Origin of the sequence: Lentzea xinjiangensis, from assembly GCF_900110955.1 — a bacterium.
GTDB lineage: Bacteria > Actinomycetota > Actinomycetes > Mycobacteriales > Pseudonocardiaceae > Lentzea > Lentzea xinjiangensis.
In genome coordinates this window covers 193,088-210,819 of sequence record NZ_FOFR01000012.1, presented here as the reverse complement: position 1 = coordinate 210,819, position 17,732 = coordinate 193,088, and the positions used below count along the sequence as shown (strand labels likewise).

The 17,732-nt window shown below is 70.5% G+C and carries 17 protein-coding genes; 3 read left to right on the top strand and 14 right to left on the bottom strand.

Annotated features, from left to right (window positions below; all coding sequences use genetic code 11):
* Positions 1–47 precede the first annotated feature (47 nt).
* From BMW88_RS42065 to BMW88_RS25050, 3 genes are read right to left on the bottom strand one after another with little or no spacing between them, the layout of a single operon-like run.
* Entirely contained in the window at positions 48–518 is a 471-nt protein-coding gene (locus BMW88_RS42065) for a hypothetical protein (protein WP_089954594.1), read from the bottom strand.
* Complete coding sequence (locus tag BMW88_RS25055; protein ID WP_089954590.1) at positions 515–1,195, bottom strand: response regulator; 681 nt, start codon at positions 1,193–1,195, stop codon at positions 515–517. The genes BMW88_RS42065 and BMW88_RS25055 overlap by 4 nt, the downstream gene beginning before the upstream one ends.
* Positions 1,192–3,681 carry a sensor histidine kinase gene (locus tag BMW88_RS25050; protein WP_245778033.1) on the bottom strand — a complete coding sequence of 830 codons (2,490 nt, stop codon included), beginning with the start codon at positions 3,679–3,681 and terminating at the stop codon, positions 1,192–1,194. Before BMW88_RS25050 ends, BMW88_RS25055 begins: the two co-directional genes overlap by 4 nt.
* A gap of 331 nt (positions 3,682–4,012) precedes the next feature.
* Here BMW88_RS25050 and BMW88_RS25045 point away from each other — a divergent pair, with 331 nt between their 5' ends.
* Positions 4,013–4,453, top strand: coding sequence for a MarR family winged helix-turn-helix transcriptional regulator (locus BMW88_RS25045; RefSeq protein WP_089954586.1), 441 nt, complete (start codon positions 4,013–4,015; stop codon positions 4,451–4,453).
* 34 nt (positions 4,454–4,487) lie between these two features.
* Here BMW88_RS25045 and BMW88_RS25040 read toward each other — a convergent pair whose 3' ends face one another.
* The 7 genes from BMW88_RS25040 to BMW88_RS25005 form a co-directional block, all read right to left on the bottom strand.
* A complete protein-coding gene (locus BMW88_RS25040; RefSeq protein WP_089954584.1) occupies positions 4,488–5,648 on the bottom strand; it encodes an HAAS signaling domain-containing protein in 1,161 nt (386 codons plus the stop codon).
* Positions 5,645–5,971, bottom strand: a complete 327-nt coding sequence (locus BMW88_RS25035) for a PadR family transcriptional regulator (RefSeq protein WP_089954763.1) — start codon at positions 5,969–5,971, stop codon at positions 5,645–5,647. The genes BMW88_RS25040 and BMW88_RS25035 overlap by 4 nt, the downstream gene beginning before the upstream one ends.
* Positions 5,972–6,139: 168 nt before the next feature.
* On the bottom strand, positions 6,140–6,997 hold the full coding sequence (gene mutM, locus BMW88_RS25030; RefSeq protein ID WP_089954582.1) for a bifunctional DNA-formamidopyrimidine glycosylase/DNA-(apurinic or apyrimidinic site) lyase: 858 nt from the start codon (positions 6,995–6,997) through the stop codon (positions 6,140–6,142).
* A 210-nt stretch (positions 6,998–7,207) separates the two neighbouring features.
* Positions 7,208–8,011, bottom strand: a complete 804-nt coding sequence (rnc, locus tag BMW88_RS25020; protein ID WP_089954580.1) for a ribonuclease III — start codon at positions 8,009–8,011, stop codon at positions 7,208–7,210.
* Positions 8,012–8,027: 16 nt separating this feature from the next.
* Positions 8,028–8,210, bottom strand: a complete 183-nt coding sequence (gene rpmF, locus BMW88_RS25015; protein ID WP_065916643.1) for a 50S ribosomal protein L32 — start codon at positions 8,208–8,210, stop codon at positions 8,028–8,030.
* Between the two features lie 2 nt (positions 8,211–8,212).
* Positions 8,213–8,794 (bottom strand): YceD family protein, encoded by a 582-nt coding sequence (locus BMW88_RS25010; RefSeq protein WP_089954578.1) that lies wholly within the window; start codon positions 8,792–8,794, stop codon positions 8,213–8,215.
* Between the two features lie 148 nt (positions 8,795–8,942).
* Positions 8,943–9,659, bottom strand: a complete 717-nt coding sequence (locus BMW88_RS25005; RefSeq protein WP_089954576.1) for a DivIVA domain-containing protein — start codon at positions 9,657–9,659, stop codon at positions 8,943–8,945.
* A gap of 148 nt (positions 9,660–9,807) precedes the next feature.
* Here BMW88_RS25005 and BMW88_RS25000 point away from each other — a divergent pair, with 148 nt between their 5' ends.
* A complete protein-coding gene (locus tag BMW88_RS25000) occupies positions 9,808–10,203 on the top strand; it encodes a GNAT family N-acetyltransferase (RefSeq protein ID WP_089954761.1) in 396 nt (131 codons plus the stop codon).
* Here BMW88_RS25000 and coaD read toward each other — a convergent pair.
* The 4 genes from coaD to BMW88_RS24980 all read right to left on the bottom strand — a co-directional run bounded on the left by coaD (position 10,200) and on the right by BMW88_RS24980 (position 15,900).
* Positions 10,200–10,682, bottom strand: coding sequence for a pantetheine-phosphate adenylyltransferase (coaD, locus tag BMW88_RS24995; RefSeq protein ID WP_089954573.1), 483 nt, complete (start codon positions 10,680–10,682; stop codon positions 10,200–10,202). The genes BMW88_RS25000 and coaD overlap by 4 nt on opposite strands.
* 53 nt (positions 10,683–10,735) lie before the next feature.
* Positions 10,736–11,296 carry a 16S rRNA (guanine(966)-N(2))-methyltransferase RsmD gene (gene rsmD, locus BMW88_RS24990; protein WP_089954571.1) on the bottom strand — a complete coding sequence of 187 codons (561 nt, stop codon included), beginning with the start codon at positions 11,294–11,296 and terminating at the stop codon, positions 10,736–10,738.
* A gap of 21 nt (positions 11,297–11,317) precedes the next feature.
* Positions 11,318–12,391, bottom strand: coding sequence for an MBL fold metallo-hydrolase (locus BMW88_RS24985; RefSeq protein WP_089954568.1), 1,074 nt, complete (start codon positions 12,389–12,391; stop codon positions 11,318–11,320).
* Between the two features lie 131 nt (positions 12,392–12,522).
* A complete protein-coding gene (locus BMW88_RS24980) occupies positions 12,523–15,900 on the bottom strand; it encodes a pyruvate carboxylase (RefSeq protein WP_089954566.1) in 3,378 nt (1,125 codons plus the stop codon).
* 317 nt (positions 15,901–16,217) lie between these two features.
* On the opposite strand from BMW88_RS24980, the gene BMW88_RS24975 reads away from it, so the two are divergent.
* Positions 16,218–17,726, top strand: coding sequence for a hypothetical protein (locus BMW88_RS24975; RefSeq protein WP_177221284.1), 1,509 nt, complete (start codon positions 16,218–16,220; stop codon positions 17,724–17,726).
* Positions 17,727–17,732 lie beyond the last annotated feature (6 nt).

The window sequence follows — 17,732 nt, the reverse complement described above, 5'->3', positions numbered from 1 at the left end:
GGTGTGTTCGAGGAAGAACATCCGCAGTCACCGGCCGAGCCGGCGGCTCAGAAGAAGCGCATGGGCACGGCGGTCATGCTGGCTGCGGGCGGCGTGGTGGTGGCGACCCTGTTCGCCACGGTGGCGTCCATGCTCGCCGCCTCAGGCGAGGAGGCCGCGCCGGAACGCGCGTCCGCGGACGTCGTCCACACGATCACGAGCGTGGCGCCGGACGGCAGCACCAGCACCGTGGTCGTCACCGTGTCGTCCGCCGCGCCGAAGTCCTCCGCGACGCCGGAGCGCAAGCAGGCCGCGCAGTCCCAGGCACAACCGCGGCCGGGCGCTCCGGAGCAGCCGAGGGTGACCACGAACCCGGCCGATCCGACGGAGACGCAGAGCAACCCGCCCGCGTCGTGGACGGAGCCGTCGCCGACGACCTCGTCCTCCGAGTCGTCGGCCACCGCGCCGCCGTCGTCCTCCTCGCCGAGCTCCGCGGCGCCGGACCCGAAGCCCTGACGGCGCGCCCCCGCGTCCGTCACGGCTCGAACCGGTACCCCATGCCGGCCTCGGTCAGCAGGTGCCGCGGCCGCGCCGGCTCCGGTTCCAGCTTGCGCCGGAGCTGCGCCAGGTACACCCGCAGGTAGTGGGTCTCCTTCTCGTAGGAGGGGCCCCACACCTCGCGCAACAGCTGCCGCTGCGCGACGAGCTTGCCCGCGTTGCGCGCGAGCACCTCCAGCAGACCCCACTCGGTGGGCGTGAGGTGGACCTCGGCACCGTCCCTGAGCACGCGCTTGGCCGCCAGGTCGACGGTGAACGAGGCGGTCGTCACGACCGGCTCGTCCTCCCCGCCCGCCACGGCCGAGCGGCGGACGGCGGCCCTGAGCCTCGCCAGCAGCTCGTCCATGCCGAACGGTTTCGTCACGTAGTCGTCGGCGCCGGCGTCGAGGGCGTCGACCTTGTCGGCCGAGCCGGTGCGGGCGGAGAGGACGATGATCGGCAGGGTGGTCCAGCCGCGCAGGCCCGCGATGACGTCGGTGCCGTCCATGTCCGGCAGGCCCAGGTCCAGCACGACGACGTCCGGCTTGCCGTCGGCCGCCAGCCGCAGGGCCGTGGCGCCGTCGTGGGCCGTGAGCACCTCGTAGCCGCGGGCGGAGAGGTTGATCCGCAGCGCGCGCACGATCTGCGGCTCGTCGTCGACCACCAGTACCTTCGTCACGGAACCCTCTCATCGACCGGGAGCGAGATCACCACGGTGAGGCCGCCACCGGGCGTGTCCTCCAGGTCGATCGTGCCTCCCATCGCCTCGGTGAAGCCCTTCGCCACGCTCAGACCGAGACCAACACCACCCGGCGTGCGGTCGCCCAGGCGCTGGAACGGGGCGAACACCTCCTCCGCCGCGCCCCTGGGCAGGCCTCTGCCGTGGTCGACGACGCGCAGCTCCACCTCGTCGCCGTGCGCGGACGCCCGCAGCGCCACGGCTCCCGCGTAGCGCAGCGCGTTGCCGGCCACGTTCGCGATCACCCGTTCCAGCAGCCCCACGTCGGCGCGCACGGGCGGCAGGGACTCCGGGACGTCGACCTCGATGTCGCCGTTCAGGCCTCCCAGCGCCCGCGCCACGGCCTCGTAGTAGCCGACCGCCCGGAACTGCGGTTCGACCGCGCCCGTCGCGAGACGGGACGAGTCGAGCAGGTTGTCCACCAGCCCCGCGAGCCGGTCCGCCGACTCCTCGACCGCCTCCAGCAGCTCGGCGGTGTCCTGCTCGGACAGCCGCAGCTCCGGATCGCGCAGGGAGCCCACCGAAGCCTTGATCGAGGTCAGCGGCGTGCGCAGGTCGTGGCCGACGGCACTGAGGAGTGCCGTGCGCAGTTCGGTCCGGGATGCCTGCCGCTGGGCTTCGAGGGCTTGCTCGGCCATCCGCTGCTGCCTCAGGGCCAGCAGCGCCTGGCCGGCGGCCGCCTCCAGCACGCGGCGGTCGGACGCGGGCAGCGAACGGCCGCGCAGAGCCAGGTGCACGTCCGGAGTCACGGCGATGTCGACGTCCGCCTCGTCGGGCTCGTCGCACGGGCTCCCGCCGACGCACGCGACGCGTTGCCACTCCCCATCGGCACGTTCGAGCAGCGCGACGGACGTCAGGCCGAAGTTCTCCTTCACCTTCTCCAGCAGTCGTGCGAGCGGATAGGGATCCGTCAGCACGGTGCGCGCGTACGTCGCGAGTAGCGTCGCTTCGGTGCGTGCGCGCGCTGCCTGCGTCGCACGGCGGGCGGCGTGGTCGACCACCAGCGCGGTGGAGACCCCCACGATGATCATCGCGACGAAGGTGAGCACGTTCTGCTGCGCGTCGATGGTGAACGTGAAGAAGGGCTCGGTGAAGAAGAAGTTCAGCAGCAGCGCGCTGACCAGCGCGGCCACGACCGCCGGGCCGAGCCCGCCGACGATCGCCACCACGAGCGTGACCAGCAGGTACGCGATGACGTTCGTGGAGAAGTTCAGGTTGTCGCGCATCGAGGCACCGGCCGCCGTGACCAGCGCGGGGCCCGCCACCGCCAGGAACCACCCCCAAGCGAGCCGGCTCGGCTTGAGCGGGCTCGCGGCCACCCGTGCGCGCCAGCCGCTCGTCGTCGCCGGATGCGTGACCATGTGGACGTCGATCGGGCCGGACTCCTGCACGACCGTGGAGCCGATACCCGCTGAGAACGCCCGTGCGATCCGTGAACGCCGAGACGTGCCGAGCACGAGCTGCGTGGCGTTGACGCCGCGCGAGAACTCCAGGAGCGCCGTTGGTACGTCATCGCCGACGACGGTGTGGAAGGTGGCGCCGACATCGTCGGCGAGTGTGCGGTACTTCTGCAGGGCGTGCGGATCTGCACCTGCGAGGCCATCGCCGCGAAGCACGTGCACGACGAGAAGGTCTCCACCCGCGCGCGTGGCGATGCGGCGCGCGCGACGGATGAGCGTCTCGCTCTCCTTGCCTCCGGTGATGGCGACGACGACACGCTCGCGCGTCTCCCAGGTGTCCGTGATCCGCTGTTCGGCCCGGTATCGCAGCAACGCGACGTCGACCTGGTCGGCGACCCACAACAACGCGAGTTCGCGCAGCGCCGTGAGGTTGCCGACGCGGAAGTAGTTGCCGAGGGCCGCGTCGATCTTGTTCGCGGCGTAGACGTCGCCGTGGGCGAGTCTGCGGCGCAGCGCTTCCGGCGTCAGGTCGACGAGCTGGATCTGGTTCGCATTGCGCACAACTTCGTCCGGCACGGTTTCCTGCTGGGGAACGCCCGTGATGCGGTGCACGACGTCGTTGAGCGATTCCAGGTGCTGCACGTTGACCGTGGACAACACGTCGATCCCCGCGTCCAGGAGCTCCTCGACGTCCTGCCACCGCTTCGCGTTGCGGGAGCCGGGCACGTTCGTGTGCGCGAGCTCGTCGACGACGGCGACCTCGGGCGCGCGGGCCAGCAGCGCGTCGACGTCCATCTCGGTGAGGTCGACACCGCGGTGCGCGGAGTGCCTGCGCGCCACGACTTCCAGTCCTTCGACCAGTTCGGCGGTCTTCACGCGGCCGTGGGTCTCCACGAACCCGACGACGACGTCCGTGCCGCGTCCCCGCCGCCGGTGCGCTTCGCCGAGCATCGCGAACGTCTTGCCGACACCGGGAGCGGCACCGAGGTAGATGCGGAGCTCGCCACGCCTGGGTTTCGCACTCACCGGCCCAGTCTGACCCCTGATCCCACGTGGACTGTTCGGGGGTACGCATTGGGCCACCCGGTCACCCCCGTGTGCCTTCCCACAGTTCCGATGACGGATCCGACGCGCTGAATCATGCTTCAGCGCGGGGACCGTTCGAGTGAGCCGCAGCGCACTTTTTACGTCGTTTACCTGCGCATTCAAGCGCTTCGGACGCATGGTGTGACACCTCGCGTCACCACAACGGCCGAATGGGTTATCGGCAGTTGGCGGATAGCGCGCGGAGCGTGAATGAGGGAAAGTTCCAGGGTTCGTGTCCGAATTCGGACAATCACATGCGCGCGGAGAAACGATGCCCACCACCGTCACCAACCACGAGGCACTTCAACTCGTGGTGGCCGTGCACCGGCTGGTGCGAAGTCTTCGGCAGGCCGCTCCGGCCCGTCGTTTGCAACCCACCCAGTTATTGGTGCTGTCAGAACTGAGCACCCACGGCCCGATGCGGATCGGCGAGATCGCGGTGCGCGCGCTGTGTTCGCAGCCGACCGCGACAACCGTCGTGACCAGCCTGGAGTCCACCGGGCTGGTTCGTCGCGAGCCGGACGCCGCCGACGGCAGAGCCACGATAGTCGTGCTCACCGAAGTCGGTCGCGAGACGATCCTGTCGCTTGCTCACGGCGAAGCCGAACTGTTGAGTGAAAGAATGGCGGAACTTTCGCCGGAAGACCGAGAACACCTGCGCTCGGCCATGCCGGTATTGCGCCACCTGGCCGACCCGCAGGACAACAAGTAGGAGCGGGACCCCCCGACAGGTCCCGCTCCAGGTTTTACTTGCTGGGTGACACGGAAGTGGGTGGCACCGAGCTCGAAGGCGTGCTCCCGGAACTCGGCTGCCCAGAACTCGGCTGCCCAGAACTCGGCTGCCCAGAACTCGGCGGTGACGAACTCGGCGGTGCGGAACTCGCCGGTGCCGATGACGGAGCGGTGGCACTCGGTGTCACCGTGTAGCAGGTCCCGTTTTCGTAGTCGATCTTCGGCCGCGGATACCTGTTGGCGGGAATCACCGGTTCCGGATCTCCGGTGCGGCAGCCGTAGTACTGCCGTGACGCGTTGATCGGATTGCCGTCCTGGTCGTACAACAGCACGTTCGTGAGCAACTTGCCGTTCTCGTCGTACGCGTAGATGTTCTCGTAGGTCTCCATCATCGGCGCCGGATACGACGACCGGGAGGCGTTGTACCCGAGCTGCCCGGCGGTCACGTCGATCACCTGGAACAGCAACCCCACCGCCAGCGCCGACGCGGGCAGGCTGAACCACAGCCACCGCCGGTCGGCTTTGGCCCGCGGCCCGGCGAACACCGACACGACGGCGACGGCGGCGATGGCGAGGAACCCGAAGATGTCGCGGCCGGCGAGCAGCACGGCACCGAGCCCGAGCAACCCGGCCCGGACCAGCCACCACGCGGGCTGCAACGACCTGAGGTAGGTGATCGCCCGCTCGGCGGGCGTGCCCGGCTCCGGCGTCAGCCACTTCTTGAGCCTGACCGTCTCCGGCAGGTTCATGATCTCCTGCTGCGTCGGGCCCCTGTCGTTCACGAGCGCGAGGCTCAGCACCAGGATCACCACCGGCAGCAGCAGCACCGCGGGCTCCCGCAGCGCGGCCGCACCCGCGAGCAACGTGACGCCGGTGCCGCCCGCCAGTCCCCACGCCGCGGCGCGAGGCCGGCTCAGGAACTGCTTCTTGGTCGTGACCGGCAACCGCTCGGTCCGCGGCGGGTACCCGGCCGCCTGCCGCAGCTCCCGCGCGTACTGCTCGGGCGGCCCGAGCCGCTGTTCGACGGACTCGTTCGCCCCGAGCTCGGTGGACAGCTCGGCGACGTGCGCCTCGACGTCCTCCATGATCTCCGCGACCTCGTTGGGCGGCAGGTCGTCGAGGGCGGCACGCATCCCGGCCAGGTAGTGCTCGACACCGAGCGCTTGCGTGTTCATGCTGCGACCTCCTCGAGCAGGCCGTCCAGCGTGCTGGCGAACGACCTCCACGTCTCCCTCGACTCAGCCAGGCGCGCACGCCCGGTCTCGTTGATGCTGTAGTACTTGCGGTGCGGCCCCTCTTCGCTCGGCACCACGTACGAGGTCAGCATCCCGGCGTTGTAGAGCCGGCGCAGCGTCCCGTACACCGACGCGTCCCCCACGTCGTTCAATCCCCCGGCGCGCAGTCTGCGCACCACGTCGTACCCGTACCCGTCGTCCTTGCGCAGAACCGCAAGAACGGCCAGGTCGAGCACCCCTTTGAGCAGCTGACTGGTGTCCATGGCCCCTCCGACCCGCTGTTGCGCCGTGAACACTACTACGCATCGCGCAGTACTGTCCAACGCGTCATTCCTGCCAGGTGCCACGGCTGGCGGAGAGGGGTCGATCACAGGACGTCCGGACTCGTGCGCCGGTTGTCACCGCGGAGAACTGCTGTGGGAGAGGAAGCCTCAAGCCCTCGGGCGAGGCTGGCAACGCGGGCACGAGAACGACGACCGGTTCATGAACGGCTCGCGCACGATCGCCGCGCCGCACCGCTTGCAGGGCCGGTTCTCCTGCCCGTAGGCGTTCAGGGAGCGGTCGAAGTACCCGGACTGACCGTTGACGTTGACGTACAGGGCGTCGAACGAGGTCCCGCCCTGCCCCAACGCTTCACGCATCACATCGGCGGCGGCGTCGAGGACCTCGGCGGCCTTCACCTTCGTCAGCTTGTCCGTCATCCGGGTGCCGTGCAGCTTCGCGCGCCACAGCGCCTCGTCGGCGTAGATGTTGCCGATCCCGGACACGAGCGTCTGGTCCAGCAACGCGCGCTTGATCTCGGTGTGCCGCAGCCGCAACGCGCGCACGGCAGCATCGCGGGAGAAGAGGGGGTCCATGGGGTCGCGCGCGATGTGCGCGACCGAATCGGGGACCAGCGTGCCGTCGACCTCGACCAGTTCGGCCAGCGCGAGACCGCCGAAGGTCCGCTGGTCGACGAAGCGCAGTTCCGGTCCGCCATCGGCGAACCGGAACCGTACGCGGAGATGCTTCTCGTCCGGTGCCGAGGACGGCTGGACGAGCATTTGGCCGCTCATGCCCAGGTGCGCGAGCATGGCGCCCTTGTCGGCCAGTTCGACCCAGAGGTACTTCCCGCGGCGCCTGGCGGCAGCCATCGGCTGACCCGCCAGGCGTGCGCAGAAGTCCGAGGAGCCCAGGTCGTGCCGGCGAATCGCTCGCGGGTGCAATACCTCCACCGAGGAGATGACCCGTCCGGCGACGTGGGCTTCAAGGCCGAGGCGAACTACCTCGACCTCTGGGAGCTCGGGCACGTCAGGCTTCGGACCTGCCCTCGTCGACGGGCTGCGCCTCGAGCACGGCGGCCTGCGGCTTGGTGGGCTTCAGCACCCACACACCCGCCCGGCTCGTGTCCCTGACCAGCACAAGTCCCTGGATTCCTCCGCTGCGGGAGGTGTTCACCGGGCCGCGAGCGGAGCGGCTACGACGGTTGGTGCGGTACCTGGTGGCATACATCGCGTGTCTCAGTCTTCCTCGGATGGGAGGGTCCCTGGCGTCGCCGAGGCGCCGTTCTGTCCGTTCGCGGATCGGACCGACTCCTGCTCGGCCTTGACCCGCTCCGACAGAACATGATAGGCCGCTTCCGCGGCTTTCTGCTCGGCTTCCTTCTTGGTGCGCCCATCACCCTTGCCGTAGGGCTGGCCACCGACGAGCACCGTGGCGGTGAACTCCTTGCGGTGGTCCGGCCCCTGGTCGTCCACGCGGTACTCCGGGACGCCGAGACTGGCTTGAGCGGTGAGCTCCTGCAGGCTTGTCTTCCAGTCCAGTCCAGCACCCAGAAGCGGAGCTTTGGCCAAGAGTGGATCGAACAGCCGGTGAACGAACGTTCGTGCGGTTTCGATACCGAACTGCAGGTACACCGCACCGATGACGGCCTCGAGACCGTCGGCGAGGATGCTCGCCTTGTCCCTGCCGCCGGTCAGCTCTTCGCCACGGCCGAGCAGCAGGTGTGCGCCCAGCCCGCCTTCGCCCAGGTCACGCGCCACGCCGGCCAGCGCGTGCATGTTGACCACGCTGGCGCGGAGCTTCGCGAGCTGCCCCTCGGGGAGATCGGGGTGGGTGCGGTAGAGGTGGTCGGTGACGACCAGCCCCAGCACGGCGTCTCCCAGGAACTCGAGACGCTCGTTCGGCGGAAGTCCGCCGTTCTCGTACGCGTAGGACCGGTGGGTGAGCGCAAGCCCGAGCAGCTCGGCGTCCAACTGGACGCCGAGCGCTTCGGACAAGGTCGCGCGGTCAGCTTGCGGAGCGCGCGGCGGCTTTCCCCCCACTGCGAAACCGAGGAGATCAGGCCGGCTGGGCGACCTGGCGGCCAGCGTACTGACCACAGGCCGGGCAGGCGACGTGCTGCGGCTTCGGCTGACGGCAGGCCTTGTTCTGGCACGCCACCAGGTGCACGGCAGACGTCTTCCACTGGGAACGGCGCGCACGGGTGTTCGAGCGCGACATCTTCCGCTTCGGGACGGCCACGACTACTTCTCCTCGTTGTTGTCATCGCTGAACCGCTCTTGCAACGCGGCCCAACGAGGGTCGATCGTCTCATGCCCGTGGTCGGGCCCGAGCTCCGCCCACCTGCCACCACACTCGGAGCAAAGCCCCTTGCAGTCCGGCTCGCAGAGCGGCGCCTGCGGCAGCGCGAGGACGATGGCGTCCCGCACCACAGGCTCGAGGTCGATCAGATCGTTCTCGATCCGGCTGACCTCGTCTTCATCAGTGGTCTCGTCCGTGGTGCTGTCCGGCCACGCGTACAGCTCCGTGATCCGGACCTCAACCTCATCGGTGAGCGGCTCGAGACACCTCGCGCACTCACCCTCGACCTTCGCGGACGCCGTCCCCGACACGAGCAGGCCCTCCACGACCGACTCGATCAGGAGGTCGAGCTCGATCTCCCCGTCCTCGGGCACCGCGATCACCCCGCGCAGCCCGACACCTCCGCCTGGGACCGACCTCACGAGGGGTCGGCTGAGGCCGGCGCGACGGCCGATGTCCCTGGTGTCGATGACCCAGGGACTGGATGCTGTGGGACGCGTGGACGCGTGACGATGCTCAGTCATGATTTCGGGTTTTGCCGGCGGGGACCTACCACGTCCAGCCGTTCCAGGGTACGGGACGACGCCCCCACCCGTGAAATCGGCAGGTGATCGCACCTGCCGGACGTAGCGCGAATCACACGTTCAGGCGCCGGAGCAGCCCGCTGGTTCGTCAGGCGCCGTAGTCGAACGGCGCCGCCGCGCCCGCGACGGCCGGCCCGCGCAGGTGCGAACGGCCCTTGCCGACCGACCTGAGCGTGTGCGCGAGGAGGTCCTCGAAGTCCGCGAGCTTGCCGTCCACGTACGCGTCGCACTCCGAACGCAGCCGGATGGCCTCGTTCTGGGCGGCGTCGAGGATGCGGGCCGCCTCGGCGTGCGCCGCCCGGACGACCTCCTGCTCGGCGACGAGCCGGGCCTGCTCGGCACGACCGTCCTCGGTGGCGCGCTCGTAGTTCGCCCGGCCCGCCTGGATCATCCGCTCGGCCTCCGCGTGCGAGCGGCCCACCAGGTCGTCGTACTCCTGGCGGCCGGCGGCCACGGTGCGCTCCGCCTGGTCCTCGGCCTCGGCGATCATCCGCTCGGCGCGGGCCCGCGCGTCGGACAGCATCGCCTCCGCCTCGGCCTGCGCCTCCGCGAGCATCCGGTCCGCGTCGGCGCGCGCCTTGGACACCCCCGACTCGGCCTCGTGCTTGGCCTTGCCGACGACCTCGTCGCGGTGGTCGAGCACGTCCTGCGCGTCGTCGAGCTCGGCGGGGATTGCGTCGCGCACGTCGTCGAGCAGTTCGAGCACGTCACCGCGCGGCACCACGCAGCCCGAGGTCATCGGTACTCCGCGCGCTTCCTCGACGATCGTGACGAGCTCGTCGAGTGCCTCGAACACCCGGTACACGTCTCACTCCCCTAACCCCTTGGATCCCACCCACAAGTGTGCCCTGCCCGTCTCCCCGGAAGAGGGAGATCGGCAGGGCGTGTCAGGATTTCCCGTGACCTTCACGATCAAGCGGGCGACCGCCGCCGACGTCGGACCGATCGTGGCGATGCTCGCCGACGACCCGCTGGGCGCCGGCCGGGAGAAGCCGGGCGACCCCGCCTACCTCAGGGCGTTCGAGGTGATCGACGCCGATCCGCACCAGTACCTGGCGGTCGCCGTCGACGACGAGGGCCAGGTCGCCGGCACGTTGCAGCTCACGTTCACGTCCGGCCTGTCCCGGCTGGGCATGACCCGCGCGACCGTGGAGGCCGTGCGCGTGCGTTCCGACCAGCGCGGCCGTGGTCTCGGCGAACGCCTGATCAGGTGGGCGATCGACGAGGCGCGCGCACGCGGCTGCGGGATGGTGCAACTGACGACGGACGCGTCACGGACGGACGCGCACCGGTTCTACGAGCGGCTCGGGTTCACCGCGTCGCACGTGGGGATGAAGCTGGCGCTCTAGCGCGTCTCGGCCAGGCGCTGCTGCAGCCGCTGCTCGATGGACGCGGGCAGCAGCGTCGTGACGTCGCCGCCGTACGTCGCGACCTCCTTGACCAGCGAGGACGCCAGGAACGAGTACGCGGGCGTGGCCGGCATGAACAGCGTGTCGACCCCGGTGAGCTGGTGGTTCATCTGCGCCATCTGCAGCTCGTAGTCGTAGTCCGTGACCGCGCGCAGGCCCTTCACGATGGCCTTGATGTCGTTCTCGCGGCAGTAGTCGACGAGCAGGCCGTGCCACGAGTCCACGCGCACGTTCGGCCACGGCTCCGTGACCTCGCGCAGCATCTCCATCCGCTCTTCGACGGAGAACAGCGTCTTCTTGGTCTTGTTGATCAGCACGGCGACGACGACCTCGTCGAAGAGGTGCGCCGCTCTCTCGATGATGTCCAGGTGACCGTTGGTTACCGGGTCGTAGGAGCCGGGCGTCACGGCACGCGTCATGGAGCGGACGTTAGCACCCGATCGGACGCCTCCAGGCGTGTCCGTGGTTCTCGTCACCCATCGGAACGCACCTGGCCCCAGTACACGGCCGTGTCTCCGTATCGCTTGGCACGCAAGGGTTCCACGCCTTCGGGCCACACTGGTTCGGCACTGCGCGAAGCACGTTCGACGATCAGCACCGCGTCGGCGGTGAGCCGCGCCGCGCCCACCAGCCCCGCGAGCACCCCGGCGATCTCGTCGTCGCCGACCGCGTAGGGCGGGTCCGCGAACACCACGTCGAACGGCTCGCCCTCGGTCGCCGCGTACGCCTCCGCGCTCCGGTTCACCACCAGCACGCCGGGGAAGGGCAGGTCGCGGGCGTTCGACTTGAGCACCTCGGCCGCCCGGCGGTCCGACTCCACGAACGTCGCGTGCGCGGCGCCCCGGCTGAGCGCCTCGAACCCGAGCGCGCCCGACCCCGCGTAGAGGTCGAGCACGCGCGCGCCGTCGAGGTCGAGCACCGACTCGAGCGAGCTGAACAGGGCCTCGCGCACCCGTTCCGACGTGGGTCGGGTGCCCTTGGGCGGCACCTTCAGCCGCCGCCCGCCGGCGGTCCCGGCAACGATGCGTGTCACCCGCCCATCGTCCCAGGTGCCTCAGGCGAGGGCCTGCCACCACCCGTCGACCTCACCGGGGGCGTCCACGTCGACGCGCTCCCCCGGCCGCGGCACCGCGAGCGCCAGCCCGCGCGCCTTGGCTTCGCGCCACACCCGGTCGATCGGCTCGCCCCACGGGTGCAGGGCGAGGTTGAACGTCGCCCAGTGCACCGGGATCAGCAGCGCGCCGCCGAGGTCCTCGAACGCGGTGACGCCCTCCTCCGGCGTCATGTGGATGTCCGGCCAGGCCGCGTTGTACGCGCCCACCTGCATCAGCACCGCGTCGAACGGCCCGTGCTCCGCGCCGATGCGCCGGTAGCCGTCGAAGTAGCCCGTGTCACCGCTGTAGAACACCTTCCGCCCGCCGCGGGCGATCACCCAGGACGCCCACAGCGTGACGTTGCGCTTCACCGAACGGCCCGAGAAGTGCTGCGCCGCGGTGCAGGTGAGCGTGAACCCGTCCACGTCGAACGACTCGTCCCAGTCGAGCTCGACGATCCGGTCCTCCGGCACGCCCCACCTCGCCAGGTGCGCGCCGATGCCGAGCGGCACGACGAACTTCGCGAACGTCGTCCGCGTCAGCTCCCGCACGGTGTCCATGTCGAGGTGGTCGTAGTGGTCGTGCGAGATCACCACGGCGCTCAGCGCGGGCAGGTCGGCCAGCCGGTGCGGCACCGGGTGCAGCCGCTTCGGCCCCATCCGCGACGACGGCGAGCACCGGTCGGACCACACCGGGTCGACCAGCACCGCGGCGCCGTCGACCTCGACCAGTGCCGACGCGTGGCCGTACCAGGTGATGTGCAGGCCCTCCGACACCGGCGCGGCGGGTCCGACCAGCGGCACCTCCGCGGACGGCGCGCGCCCGGTGCCGCCCGAGACGAACTCGGCGAGGGAGAACGCCTGCCGGTCCGGCACCGTGCGGACCCGGCGGTCGTTGTGGAACACGCCTTCGCGGTAGCGCGGCGACCGCGCCATCCTCCGCGGATCCGGGGTGCCGCCGAGCTGCGCGGGCACGTCCCGCAACGCCCACGCCACCCCCGCCAGGCCGAGCACAGCGGCCAACGCCTTCTTCATGATCGAAACCCTTCCCTGACCCGTGCTCGTGCAACGCGGGAAATCGTCGCCGAGTTCCGGGCGGCGCGCCGGTCGCACGCGAGCGGCCCGGCCGTCACGGGGACGACCGGGCCGCCGCAAGCGCGGAACCGCTACTCCAGGACGATCAGCAGGTCGCCGCCCTCGACCTGCTGGGCGCCGCGCAGCGCGAGGCGCTGCACCCTGCCCGCCTTCGGGGCGGTGATCGAGGCCTCCATCTTCATGGCCTCGATCGTCGCGACGGTCTGCCCCGCCTCGACGGTGTCGCCCTCGGCCACCGCCGCCGTCACCACGCCGGCGAACGGTGCCGCCACGTGGTTGGGGTTGGCGCGGTCGGCCTTCTCCGCGGCCGGGATGTCCGCGGCCACGGACCGGTCGCGGACCTGGATCGGGCGTAGCTGACCGTTCAGGGTCGCCATGACCGTGCGCACACCCCGCGCGTCGGCCTCGGAGATCGCCTCCAGGCCGATCAGCAGGCGCACGCCCGGCTCCAGGTCGACGGAGTACTCCTCACCGGGGCGCAGGCCGTAGAAGAAGTCCTTGGAGCGCAGCACCGACGTGTCGCCGTAGGCCTCGCGGTGGGCGAGGAACTCCTTCGTGGGCCCCGGGAACAGCAGCCTGTTCAGCGTCGCCCGCCGGTCGTCGGCGAGCCCGGCCTCGTCCTGCGGCGAGAGCTCCTCGACCGGCTTCGGCGCGGGCCTGCCCTCCAGCGCCTTGCTGCGGAACGGCTCCGGCCAGCCGCCGGGCGGGTCGCCCAGCTCGCCGTGCAGGAAGCCGATCACCGACGCCGGGATGTCGTACTTGCCGGGGTCCGCCTCGAAGTCCTCCGGCGCGACGCCCGCGCCCACGAGGTGCAGCGCGAGGTCGCCGACGACCTTGGACGACGGCGTCACCTTCACCAGGTGGCCGAGCATGCGGTCGGCGGCCGCGTACATCGACTCGATCTCCTCGAACTTCTCGCCGAGACCGAGGGCGACCGCCTGGGTGCGCAGGTTCGAGAGCTGACCACCGGGGATCTCGTGGTGGTACACGCGACCGGTCGGGCCGGGGATGCCGGACTCGAACGGCGCGTAGATCTTGCGCACGGACTCCCAGTACGGCTCGAGGTCGCACACGTTCTGCAGGGTGAGCCCGGTGGCGTGCTCGGTGTGGTCGGTGAGCGCCACGATCGACGACAGCGGCGGCTGCGACGTCGTGCCGGCCATCGACGCGGCCGCGCCGTCGACCGCGTCCACGCCCGCCTGGACCGCCGCGAGGTAGGTGGCGAGCTGGCCACCCGCGGTGTCGTGGGTGTGGAGGTGGACCGGGAGGTCGAACTCCTTGCGCAGCGCGGAGATCAGGCGCGCCGCGGCCGGTGCCCTCAGCAGGCCCGCCATGTCCTTCACGGCCAGCACGTGCGCGCCGGCGCCGACGATCTGCTCGGCGAGCTTGAGGTAGTAGTCCAGCGTGTACAGCCGTTCGCCGGGGTCGGACAGGTCGCTGGTGTAGCAGAGCGCGACCTCCGCGACGGCTGTGCCGGTCTCGCGCACGGCCTCGATCGCCGGGCGCATCTGCTCGACGTCGTTCAGGGCGTCGAAGATCCGGAAGATGTCGATGCCGGTGTTCGTCGCCTCCTGCACGAACGCCTTGGTGACCGCCTCCGGGTACGGCGTGTAGCCGACCGTGTTGCGGCCGCGCAGCAGCATCTGCAGCGTGATGTTCGGCACGGCCTCGCGCAGCGCCGCGAGCCGCTCCCACGGGTCCTCGGCGAGGAACCGCAGCGCCACGTCGTACGTCGCGCCGCCCCAGCACTCCAGCGACAGCAGCTCGGGCGTCATGCGCGCGACGTGCGGCGCGACGGCGAGCAGGTCCTTGGTGCGCACCCTGGTGGCCAGCAGCGACTGGTGGGCGTCGCGGAACGTCGTGTCCGTGACGCCGACGGCCTTGCTCTCCCGCATCCACCGCGCGAAGCCCTCGGGGCCGAGCTCGGTGAGCTTCTGCTTGGAGCCCGCGGGCGGTTCGGTGCCGAGGTCGACGACCGGCAGCTTCTCGCGCGGGTCGACCGCCGTCGGACGCGTCCCGTTCGGGTGGTTGACCGTGACGTCCGCGAGGTAGGTCAGCAGGCGCGTACCGCGGTCGGCCGAGTGGCGTGCCGTCAGCAGGTGCGGGCGCTTCTCGATGAACGACGTGGTGACGCGGCCCTCGTAGAAGTCCGCCTCGTCCAGCACGGCCTGGATGAACGGGATGTTCGTGGACACACCGCGGATGCGGAACTCCGCGATCGCACGGCGCGCACGGGCGACGGCGAGGCCGAAGTTGCGGCCGCGGCACGTGAGCTTCACGAGCATCGAGTCGAAGTGCGGGCTGATGGCCATGCCCGCGCCGGCCGTGCCGCCGTCGAGGCGGATGCCGGAGCCACCGGGCGAGCGGTAGGCGCTGATCGTGCCGGTGTCGGGGCGGAACCCGTTGGCGGGGTCCTCGGTGGTGATGCGGCACTGCAGCGCCGCCCCGCGGAGCTGGACGGTGTCCTGGGACAGGCCGAGGTCCTCCAGCGTCTCCCCGGACGCGATGCGCATCTGCGACTGCACGAGGTCGACGTCGGTCACCTCCTCGGTGACCGTGTGCTCGACCTGGATGCGCGGGTTCATCTCGATGAAGACGTAGTGGCCCTGCGGGTCGAGCAGGAACTCGACGGTGCCCGCGTTGCGGTAGCCGATGTGCCGGGCGAACTTCACCGCGTCGTTGCAGATGCGGTCGCGCAGCTCGGGCGCGAGGTTCGGCGCGGGCGCGATCTCGATGACCTTCTGGTGGCGCCGCTGCACGGAGCAGTCGCGCTCGAAGAGGTGGATCACGTTGCCCTGGCCGTCGGCGAGGATCTGCACCTCGATGTGGCGCGGTTCGACCACGGCCTGCTCGAGGAACACCGTCGGGTCGCCGAACGCCGACTCCGCCTCGCGCGAGGCCGCCTCCAGCGCCTCGCGCAACGCGGCCGGGTCGTCGACCTTGCGCATGCCGCGGCCACCGCCGCCGGCGACGGCCTTCACGAAGACCGGGAAGCGCATCGTCTTCGCGGCCTCGAGCAGCTCCTCGACGTCCGAGGACGGCGCGCTGGACTCCAGCACCGGCAGCCCCGCCTCGCGGGCGGCGGCGATGGCGCGCGCCTTGTTGCCCGTGAGCTCCAGCACCTCGGCCACGGGACCGATGAAGGTCAGCCCCGCCTCGCGGCAGGCCATCGCCAGTTCCGGGTTCTCGGAGAGGAAGCCGTAACCGGGGTAGATCGCGTCGGCGCCGGCCTTGCGGGCGGCCTTGATGATCTCCTCGACGGAGAGGTAGGCCCGGACGGGGTGACCGGGCTCACCGATCTCGTAGGACTCGTCCGCCTTCAGCCGGTGCAGCGAGTTCCGGTCCTCGTGGGGGAAGACGGCGACCGTTCCCGCGCCCAGTTCGTAAGCGGCACGGAACGCGCGAATCGCGATCTCGCCGCGGTTGGCGACAAGAACCTTGCGGAACATCCGTAGCCCTCCCGGTGTTGCTCGGCGGTCAGTTCCGGCACGTTACCGCGCGACTCTTGCCTGGTGGGAGAACTGTCTCACGTGATGGGTGTCATCCTGATCGTTCTTGCTCACGCCGATTCTCGCGTGGTGTGAGCCGAGCGGCCACCCGCCACCCGGTCAGACTCCGACCGGTAGTGGGTTTAACCAGATCGAGTGACGATCTTGGGAGTGATCTCGGTAGGGTGAGCCATATGGCCGGGGCTGATGGAGCCGGGCAGCCTACTGCCCGCACACCGCATTTCGACGTTGTCCTCCGTGGATACAACCAACGCCAGGTGAACGAGCGCGTCACCCGCCTGGAGTTCGACCTCAAGAACTCGAACCGCGCCCGTGACGCGGCCGCCGCGCAGGTGGCGGAGCTCACGAAGATGTTGAACTCCATGCGCGCCGATCTCGACAAGACCAAGATGCAGCTGTCGAACCTGGCGAACAGCCCCGTGAGCGCGTCGAACGTCACCGAGCGCGTGCGCGTCATGATGAGCCTGGCCGAGGAAGAGATCGCGGACATCCGCAAGGACGCCCTCGACAAGGCCGCCGCGACCCGCGGCGAGGCCGAGAAGTGGGCCGCGGAGCAGCGCGAGGCCCACCAGCGCCTGCTCGCCGAGACCGAGGCCCGCCGCAAGCAGCTCGAACTCACCTACCAGCAGCGCAACGCCGAGCTGGACCAGAAGTTCGCCGCCCGCCGCGCCGAGCTGGAGGCCGAGCACAAGGCGTTGCAGGCGAAGCTCGTCGCCGACCACGAGGCCCTGGTCGCCGAGCTCCGCGCGGACCACGAGCGCGTCACCGCCGAGTTCGAGCAGAAGTCGGCCGAGCTGGACGCCCGCCGCACCGAGCTCGACGCCAAGTACAAGGCGTACCACGACGAGCTGGACAAGGAGTACGACGGCCTCAAGTCGACGCTGACCGCCGAGCACGAGAAGGTGCTGGCCGACGCGCGGGCCGAGGCCGAGCGCATCACCACCGACGCCGAGACCAAGCGGGCCGAGGCGCTGAGCAAGCTCGACACCGAGCTCGAGGCGAAGCGCGCGGAGACCGAGAAGACCCTCGCCGACCTCGAAGCCGAGTCGCTGGCCAAGGCGGAGCAGACCACCTCCGACGCGTCCGCGCAGGCCACCGCGCTGGTCAGCGCCGCGGAGGAGAAGGCGGCGACGGCCCTGCGCGAAGCCCTGGACAAGGCGGAGGCCACCGTCGAGGAGGCCAAGCACAAGGCGAGCGCGACCGTGCACGCGGCCGAGGAGAAGGCCACCTCACTGGTCCGCGACGCCGAGACGCGCACCTCCAAGCTCGTGCGCGAGGCCGAGGAGAAGTCGGCGGCCGCCGTGGCGGAGGCGGACCAGCGGGCAGCCGCGGCGGCGGAGAAGGAAGCTTCGCTGCGGTCGGCGCACGACAACCTCGCCACGCAGTTCCACGCCGTGCAGGCTGCCGTGGAGGCGGCCATGTCGGTGTTGAAGCCGTTGGAGGACGGCTCCGGGGACGAGGGTTCCGGTGGGGAACGCTCCGGCGGGGATCGCTCCGGTGGGGACGTCGCCGGTCAGGACCGCTCCGGCGGGGACCGCTCGGGCGGGGATCGCTCCGGCGGGAACGGCGCCGGTCAGGACCGCTCCGGTCAGGACCGCCCCGGCGGGGATCGCTCCGGCGGGGATCGCTCCGGTGGGAACGGCGCCGGTCAGGACCGCTCCGGCGACAGGTCCGGCAAGGACCGCGGTACCGGTGACGCCGCCGCGGCCCGCGATCCGCGCGAGGCCAAGACCGAGCAGTTGCCGAAGCCGCAGCGGAAGAACTGAGCTCAG